General features: G+C 58.2%; 6 protein-coding genes, 1 tRNA gene and 1 pseudogene. 7 read left to right on the top strand and 1 reads right to left on the bottom strand.

Annotated elements, in window-relative coordinates; translation table 11 throughout:
• The 4 genes from ACRESJ_RS21175 to ychF form a co-directional block, all read left to right on the top strand.
• Positions 1 to 752: ribose-phosphate pyrophosphokinase (locus tag ACRESJ_RS21175; protein WP_431752664.1), on the top strand; the 752-nt coding region annotated here is incomplete at its 5' end.
• A gap of 138 nt (positions 753 to 890) precedes the next feature.
• Positions 891 to 1,490 carry a 50S ribosomal protein L25/general stress protein Ctc gene (locus ACRESJ_RS21170; protein WP_007973891.1) on the top strand — a complete coding sequence of 200 codons (600 nt, stop codon included), beginning with the start codon at positions 891 to 893 and terminating at the stop codon, positions 1,488 to 1,490.
• A 169-nt stretch (positions 1,491 to 1,659) separates the two neighbouring features.
• Positions 1,660 to 2,244, top strand: coding sequence for an aminoacyl-tRNA hydrolase (gene pth, locus ACRESJ_RS21165; RefSeq protein ID WP_431759641.1), 585 nt, complete (start codon positions 1,660 to 1,662; stop codon positions 2,242 to 2,244).
• 22 nt (positions 2,245 to 2,266) lie between these two features.
• Positions 2,267 to 3,367 carry a redox-regulated ATPase YchF gene (gene ychF / locus ACRESJ_RS21160; protein ID WP_431759640.1) on the top strand — a complete coding sequence of 367 codons (1,101 nt, stop codon included), beginning with the start codon at positions 2,267 to 2,269 and terminating at the stop codon, positions 3,365 to 3,367.
• A 331-nt stretch (positions 3,368 to 3,698) separates the two neighbouring features.
• On the opposite strand, the gene ACRESJ_RS21155 is transcribed toward ychF, so the two are convergent.
• On the bottom strand, positions 3,699 to 4,916 hold the full coding sequence (locus tag ACRESJ_RS21155) for an MFS transporter (protein WP_431759639.1): 1,218 nt from the start codon (positions 4,914 to 4,916) through the stop codon (positions 3,699 to 3,701).
• A 288-nt stretch (positions 4,917 to 5,204) separates the two neighbouring features.
• On the opposite strand from ACRESJ_RS21155, the pseudogene ACRESJ_RS21150 reads away from it, so the two are divergent.
• The 3 genes and pseudogenes from ACRESJ_RS21150 to ACRESJ_RS21140 all read left to right on the top strand — a co-directional run.
• A pseudogene (locus tag ACRESJ_RS21150) lies at positions 5,205 to 6,443 on the top strand (HAMP domain-containing protein); the annotation flags it as partial.
• Between the two features lie 117 nt (positions 6,444 to 6,560).
• Entirely contained in the window at positions 6,561 to 7,304 is a 744-nt protein-coding gene (locus ACRESJ_RS21145; protein ID WP_431759642.1) for a methyl-accepting chemotaxis protein, read from the top strand.
• A 116-nt stretch (positions 7,305 to 7,420) separates the two neighbouring features.
• Positions 7,421 to 7,497 (top strand) — tRNA-Met (locus tag ACRESJ_RS21140).
• Positions 7,498 to 7,539 lie beyond the last annotated feature (42 nt).

The raw sequence follows: 7,539 nt of genomic DNA, 5'->3' as shown, positions 1-7,539 counted from the left end.
ACGATAACCTGATGGAACTCGTCGTGATGGCTGATGCCTTCCGCCGCTCCTCAGCGACTCGAATCACAGCTGTAATCCCTTACTTTGGTTATGCCCGTCAGGATCGCCGTCCGCGTTCCGCACGTGTGGCTATCAGCGCGAAAGTCGTTGCTGACATGCTGACCGTGGTAGGTATCGACCGTGTTCTCACGGTTGACCTGCACGCTGACCAAATCCAGGGGTTCTTCGATATTCCGGTAGATAACATCTACGGCTCCCCCGTCCTGGTGGATGACATCGAAGACCAGCGCTTTGAAAACCTGATGATCGTGTCCCCGGACATTGGTGGCGTCGTGCGTGCACGGGCTGTTGCCAAATCCCTGGGCGTGGATCTCGGGATCATCGACAAACGCCGCGAGAAAGCCAATCACTCTGAAGTGATGCATATCATCGGTGATGTCGAAGGGCGTACCTGTATTCTGGTTGATGACATGGTCGACACCGCCGGCACCCTGTGCCACGCGGCGAAAGCCTTGAAAGAGCACGGTGCAGCAAAAGTCTTCGCCTACTGCACACACCCTGTGCTGTCGGGCCGAGCGATCGAGAACATCGAGAACTCAATGCTGGACGAACTGGTGGTGACTAACACCATCCCGTTGTCCGCTGCCGCTCAAGCCTGTTCGCGTATCCGTCAACTGGATATCGCACCGGTAGTTGCCGAAGCGGTTCGCCGCATCAGCAACGAAGAATCGATCAGCGCGATGTTCCGTTAAGGGTCAAACCTTAGCAGCATCAACCTGACGAAAAGCGCCCCGCCCCAGCATTCTGTTGGGGCGGGGCTTTTTTGCCCATATCGCCTTTAGCGCTGGTCGCAAACGCTGGGGCGAGTGTGGTTATTTTGGAGATACAACATGAACGATTTTACTCTGAATGCTGAAGTGCGTTCCGACCTGGGGAAAGGTGCGAGCCGCCGCCTGCGTCGTCTCGCAAGCCTGGTTCCAGCTGTAGTTTACGGTGGCGACAAAGCCCCTGAATCCATCAGCATGCTGGCCAAAGAAGTTGCCAAACTGCTCGAAAACGAAGCGGCTTACAGCCACATCATCGAGCTGAACGTTGGTGGCACCAAGCAGAACGTCGTGATCAAAGCCCTGCAGCGTCACCCGGCCAAAGGCCACGTGATGCACGCTGACTTCGTACGCGTAGTCGCTGGCCAGAAACTGACCGCTATCGTTCCAGTGCACTTCATCAACGAAGAAGCACCGACCAAGAAAGGCGGCGAAATCTCGCACGTTGTTGCCGAGATCGAAGTTTCCTGCCTGCCGAAAGATCTGCCTGAGTTCATCGAAGTCGACCTGGCTAACGCTGAAATCGGTTCGATCATTCACCTGTCCGACCTCAAAGCTCCTAAAGGCGTTGAGTTCGTTGCTCTGGCACACGGTGATGACAAGGCTGTTGCCAACGTCCACGCTCCACGTGTTGCTCCAGAAGCTGCAGAAGGCGCTGCAGAGTAATTTTACTCTGTACGCCGGAGTGACTGGAAACATCGCGGACTAGAGCGTAGCGAGAAAGCGGGCGAGAACGCGGAGTTTACATCATGGTAAATGAGCAATTTTCGTCCACTTTCGCCGCACTCCCTGATTGCGGCGATGTTATCCACCACTCCAATGAAGGGCCCCTATCGTGACTGCCATCAAACTGATCGTTGGCCTGGGAAATCCAGGCGCTGAATACGAACAGACCCGGCATAACGCAGGGGCCCTTTTTGTTGAGCGCATCGCGAACGCACAAGGCGTGAACCTTGTGGCGGACCGCAAATATTTCGGCCTGACCGGGCGCTATTCGCATCAGGGTCAGGATGTTCGTCTGCTGATTCCCACCACGTACATGAACCGCAGCGGCCAGGCCGTGGCGGCCCTTGCAGGTTTCTTCCGCATCAAGCCTGAAGAAATCCTCGTGGCACACGACGAACTCGACCTGCCACCCGGCGTCGCCAAACTCAAGGTGGGCGGCGGCCATGGCGGTCACAACGGGTTGCGCGACATCATTGCGCAACTGGGTAATCAGAATACCCTTCATCGCCTGCGGCTTGGCATCGGTCACCCGGGCGTCGCCAGTATGGTTTCAAATTTCGTCCTGAGTCGTGCGCCACGCGCCGAACAGGAAAAACTCGATGCCAGCATCGACTTTGCCCTCGGCGTGCTGCCGGATATCCTCGCCGGGGAATGGAACCGCGCGATGAAAAACCTGCACAGCCAGAAGGCCTGACTCTTATCCGAGGGGAAACACCATGGGATTCAATTGCGGCATCGTCGGCCTGCCTAACGTCGGCAAGTCCACCCTGTTCAACGCCCTGACCAAATCCGGTATCGCGGCCGAAAACTTCCCCTTCTGCACCATCGAGCCCAACAGCGGTATCGTGCCGATGCCGGATGCGCGCCTGGATGCCCTGGCAGCCATCGTCAATCCAAAGCGCATCCTGCCGACCACCATGGAATTCGTCGACATCGCTGGCCTGGTTGCCGGCGCGTCGAAAGGTGAAGGCCTGGGCAACAAGTTCCTGGCCAACATCCGTGAAACCGATGCCATCGCCCACGTGGTCCGCTGCTTTGAAGACGAGAACGTGATTCACGTCTCCAACAGCGTCGACCCGAAACGCGACATCGAAATCATCGACCTGGAACTGATCTTCGCCGACCTCGACAGCTGCGAGAAGCAACTGCAGAAAGTCGCGCGCAATGCCAAGGGCGGTGACAAGGACGCAGTGGTCCAGAAAGGCCTGCTGGAGCAATTGATCGCCCACTTCACCGAAGGCAAGCCTGCGCGCAGCCTGATGAAGAACATGAGCACCGACGAGAAACTGGTGATCAAGGGCTTCCACCTGCTGACCACCAAGCCAGTCATGTACATCGCCAACGTGGCTGAAGACGGTTTCGAGAACAACCCGCACCTGGACGTGGTCAAGGCCATCGCCGAAGAAGAAGGCGCCGTGGTTGTTCCAGCCTGCAACAAGATCGAAGCGGAAATCGCCGAGCTCGACGACGGCGAAGAGAAAGACATGTTCCTTGAGGCCCTGGGCCTTGAAGAGCCTGGCCTGAACCGCGTGATTCGCGCCGGCTACGAAATGCTGCACCTGCAGACCTACTTCACCGCCGGTGTCGAAGAAGTTCGCGCCTGGACCGTTCGCGTCGGTGCCACCGCACCACAAGCCGCTGGCGTGATCCACACCGACTTCGAAAAAGGCTTCATCCGCGCCGAAGTAATCGCCTACAACGACTTCATCCAGTACAAGGGTGAAGCCGGTACCAAGGAAGCCGGTAAATGGCGCCTGGAAGGCAAGGATTACATCGTTAAAGACGGCGACGTGATGCACTTCCGCTTCAACGTCTAAGTTTTTCGGGACGAAGCACCCGCCCAAGAAAAAGCCGCGTTTGATACGCGGCTTTTTTGTGCCTGAAACAATCATCCGCCACACCACTGAACCCCTGTGGGAGCGGGCTTGCCCGCGAAGAGGCCGGCACATTCCACATCAATGTTGACTGACCTGACGCCTTCGCGGGCACGCTCCCACAGGTTCTTCCGTCGACCACACAACCTGGGAACAACACAAAACCCTGTGGGAGCGGGCTTGCCCGCGAAGAGGCCGGCACATTCAACATCAATATTGACTGACCTGACGCCTTCGCGGGAAAGCCACGCTCCCACAGGGGGATTGTGCTGAGTCAGGCCTTCTTGGTTCTCGGAAGGAAGATCGCCAGCACCCCAAACAACGGCAAAAACGAGCACAGCAAGTACACGTACTCGATGCCGTGAATGTCCGCCAGATGCCCGAGCAACGCCGCACCAATCCCGCCAAAGCCGAACATCAACCCGAAGAACACCCCGGCAATCATCCCGACATTGCCTGGCACCAGTTCCTGGGCGTAAACCACGATGGCCGAGAACGCCGAGGCGAGGATGAAGCCAATGACCACACTGAGTACGCTGGTCCAGAACAGATCGACATGGGGCAGCAACAAAGTGAATGGCGCGACGCCGAGGATCGAGAACCAGATCACCGCCTTACGTCCAATCTTGTCGCCAATCGGCCCACCGAAGAACGTTCCCGCCGCTACCGCCCCCAGAAACAGGAACAGATGCAGCTGTGAACTGGCCACGGACAGGTCGAATTTTTCGATCAGGTAAAAGGTGAAATAACTGGTCAGGCTGGACATATAGAAGTACTTGGAGAACACCAGCAACCCAAGCACCACCAGCGCACTGATCACCCTCCCCTTGGACAGACCGTGGGTCGCTGCCTGGCCTTGCTTGAGCTTGAACAGGTTCAAGTGGTTGGCGTACCAGCGGCTGATCCGGTACAGCACAAACAGCGCAAACACGGCGAAGAGCCCGAACCAGGCGACATTGCCTTGCCCGTAAGGAATGATGATCGCCGCTGCCAACAAGGGACCGAATGCCGACCCAGCGTTACCACCCACCTGAAAGGTCGATTGCGCCAGCCCGAAGCGTCCTCCGGAAGCCAGTCGCGCCACACGGGACGCTTCAGGGTGAAAGGTCGAGGAACCGATACCGATCAACCCCGCCGCGAGCAGGATCATCGCGAAACTGCTAACTACCGACATCATCACAATCCCGACCAAGGTGCAGACGGTACCCGCCGGCAACAGCCATGGCCTGGGATGGCGGTCGGTGTGATAACCGACCCACGGCTGCAGCAATGACGCCGTCAGCTGGAACGTCAGGGTAATCAGCCCGACCTGGGTGAACGTCAAACCGTAGTTGGCCTTGAGCATCGGGTAAATCGACGGCAGCACCGATTGAATCAAGTCGTTGATCAAATGCGCCAGCGCCACCGCGCCGATGATGCGCATGACCAACGGGCTGCTTTGAGGAGAAGCGGACGCCGGCACAGAGCCGGTCTGGGCGTTGCTGATAGCCATGGGAGTATCCATACAGCAGAGGGTGCACACGAGCAGGTGCGCCAATGTGCCATTTTTCGGTGCTAGAGCGCCATCCCCTTAGCCTGCTAACGACCTTGTTTCAATCGTCAGATGCGTGATAGCTGATAGCCATGGTCTGAATCTTGCCTTGCTTATCAGCTTCAACGCGGCCCCCTTACAAAGGGGACCGACAATGGGAAGTTTCTCCACAGAGTCGGCCCACAGAGCTGACAATGGTGAACTTTCGAGGCCTTTTAGAAGGGCACGGTCGTGGTCGCAAAGACCTCGATGCACGCCGCTGGTGCGTGGTGTCCAAAGGAGTCATGGGGCATGCAGGCTTTTTTATCACCGGGGATCGGACTGCTGGGGCGTTTTGGGTTTGCACGCAAATTCCAGCTGTTGTTTCTACTGTTCATCCTGCCACTGGCTGTCAGCCTGTGGATGATTGGTCAGGATTATCGCGACAAACTGAACCTGATCTCCGGCGAACGTGCTGGGGTTCGTCAACTTCTCGCCCTTGATGCGCTCGATAACCTGCTGGCTGCGCAGCGTGATCGTGCAGCAAGGTGGCGTGCGACAGAAACCAATCGCCAACCGACACCTGCGACGCTTGCCGCCATGGCTGCCTTCGACGCCGTCCAGCCTGCTGTCGCCCAAGCCGCTTCGGACCTTGGCGCAGCGCTGCAAAAGGACGATGCCAAGGAGCAATCCCTGGCTCGTTATCAAGCGCTGCAAACTGCCCTCAATGGCCTCGACTCGAAAAGCCTGAGCGGCGTCGGCTGGTGGCCGGACGGCTATGATCGCTTCACCAATGCGTTGAGCGCCCTGCAGGCCCTGCGCGAGCAGATCGCCATGGACAACCGCCTGACGCTGGCACCATGGATGGAAACCTGGCTGTTGACCCAGATCTCCACTCAACATGCACCGGACCTGATTGAACGGGTAGGCCGGCTCGCAGCAGTAGGCCAGGCTTCGGTCGTGTCCGGGCAGTTCACTCTGCAAAGCCGCCTGCAACTGCGTGATTTGCGCAGTCGCATTGGTGATGCCAGAGAACAACTGGTCAAGACCGCTGGCTTGCTCGAAGCGCGGCTGCCCAGCGCCCTGAAAAGCTGGGCCGACCAATACCACGGCAGCCTCAAAAATCTCGACTCAAGCCTCAAAGTGCTGGATGACGGCGTATTCGGCGGCAGCATCAACCTCAAGCCTCAAGACTTCGAAGGCACGCTCGACGCCCTGCTCGACAACCTCGCCGGATTGCGTCAGCAATCGCTGTTGTCGCTGGATCAGCGCCTGGATTATTACCACGACGCAGCGATCCGCCAATTCATGATGGTGGCAACCGTGCTTGGCGCTCTGCTGTTGGCCGCGCTGTATCTGTTCATTTGCCTGCAGGCTTCAATCCGTCGTAGCGCCAGCGGTATCACACTGCTGGCGCAAGCTCTGCGCGACGGCAACCTGAGCTTGCAAGTGCCGGTTCAAGGCCGGGATGAACTGGCAGCCATCAGCACAGCCTTGAATGTCGCGGTGGTGCAACTGCGTAAAAGTTTGCTCGGGGTCGATCACGAAACCCTGCAACTGAGCGACGCGGTGCAGGCCCTCAACCACCACTCCAGCGACGCCTTGGGTGAAGTTGAAGCGCAGCAAATGCAGATCAGCCAAATCGCCGCAGCAGCGACGCAATTGGCCGCGACCTCTCAAGGGGTGGCACACAGCTGCGAACAGGCCTCTGGCAGCGCTCAGCACACCCAGCGCATCGCTGCCGATAGCAGCCGTGACAGCCAGCGCACAACGGCAAGCATCCAGCAACTCAATCAGCGCTTGAATGACACGGCAGCGGCACTGGGTCGAGTCAGCGAACAAGGACAGCAGATTCAACTGGTGGTCGACACCATTCGAGGCGTCGCCGAGCAGACCAACCTGCTGGCCCTCAACGCCGCCATCGAGGCCGCTCGCGCCGGTGAGCAGGGTCGCGGTTTCGCGGTGGTGGCCGATGAAGTGCGCAGCCTGTCACAACGCACGCAATCTTCGACCGCGCAAATCGCCGGCACGGTCGACAGCCTGCGCAGCACGGTGAATGAAGCGGTCAGCCTGATGGAAGTCGCGTGTGGTCAGGCGCAGTCCGATGCCCAGGCGGTCACCGGCCTCGGCGAGCGCCTTGGCGAAATTGCCAGCGCCGTACAGGGCGTCACCGATACCCTGGCGCAGATCGCAACAGCCGTGGAGGAACAGGCCAGCACCGCCGATGAAGTCAGCGGCAATATCCAGCAGGTCGATCAGGCGGCAGTACGCTTGCTCGAAGGGGCTCGTGCGGTGAACCAGGCGGCGGACACCTTGAGTCATGGCAGCAAGGCCTTGAGCGCCAATACCGGCAGGTTTCAGCTCAATTGATGCCCTCCCCTGAGCCGTTTTTTCGGCTCAGAAGGATAAGCGGTTGAAAGTGTAGAGAAATATTTTAGATTTACGCTTGACGCATCTGCATTACCGGTGAATAATGCACGCCACTTGGCTACATAGCTCAGTTGGTTAGAGCATAGCATTCATAATGCTGGGGTCCGGGGTTCAAGTCCCTGTGTAGCCACCAAGTACTAAAAACGGCTTACCGAAAGGTAGGCCGTTTTTTTAT

Source organism: Pseudomonas sp., from assembly GCF_050739655.1.
Lineage (GTDB): Bacteria > Pseudomonadota > Gammaproteobacteria > Pseudomonadales > Pseudomonadaceae > Aquipseudomonas.
This window is presented reverse-complemented; position numbering and strand designations above follow the sequence as displayed.

What these genes read in the sequence shown, in the direction of transcription:
- ACRESJ_RS21170 (WP_007973891.1), top strand. Translation starts at nt 891, where the DNA reads ATGAACGATTTTACTCTGAATGCTGAAGTGCGTTCCGACCTGGGGAAA.
- ychF (WP_431759640.1), top strand. Translation starts at nt 2,267, where the DNA reads ATGGGATTCAATTGCGGCATCGTCGGCCTGCCTAACGTCGGCAAGTCC.
- ACRESJ_RS21155 (WP_431759639.1), bottom strand. Translation starts at nt 4,916, where the DNA reads ATGGCTATCAGCAACGCCCAGACCGGCTCTGTGCCGGCGTCCGCTTCT.
- ACRESJ_RS21145 (WP_431759642.1), top strand. Translation starts at nt 6,561, where the DNA reads ATGCAGATCAGCCAAATCGCCGCAGCAGCGACGCAATTGGCCGCGACC.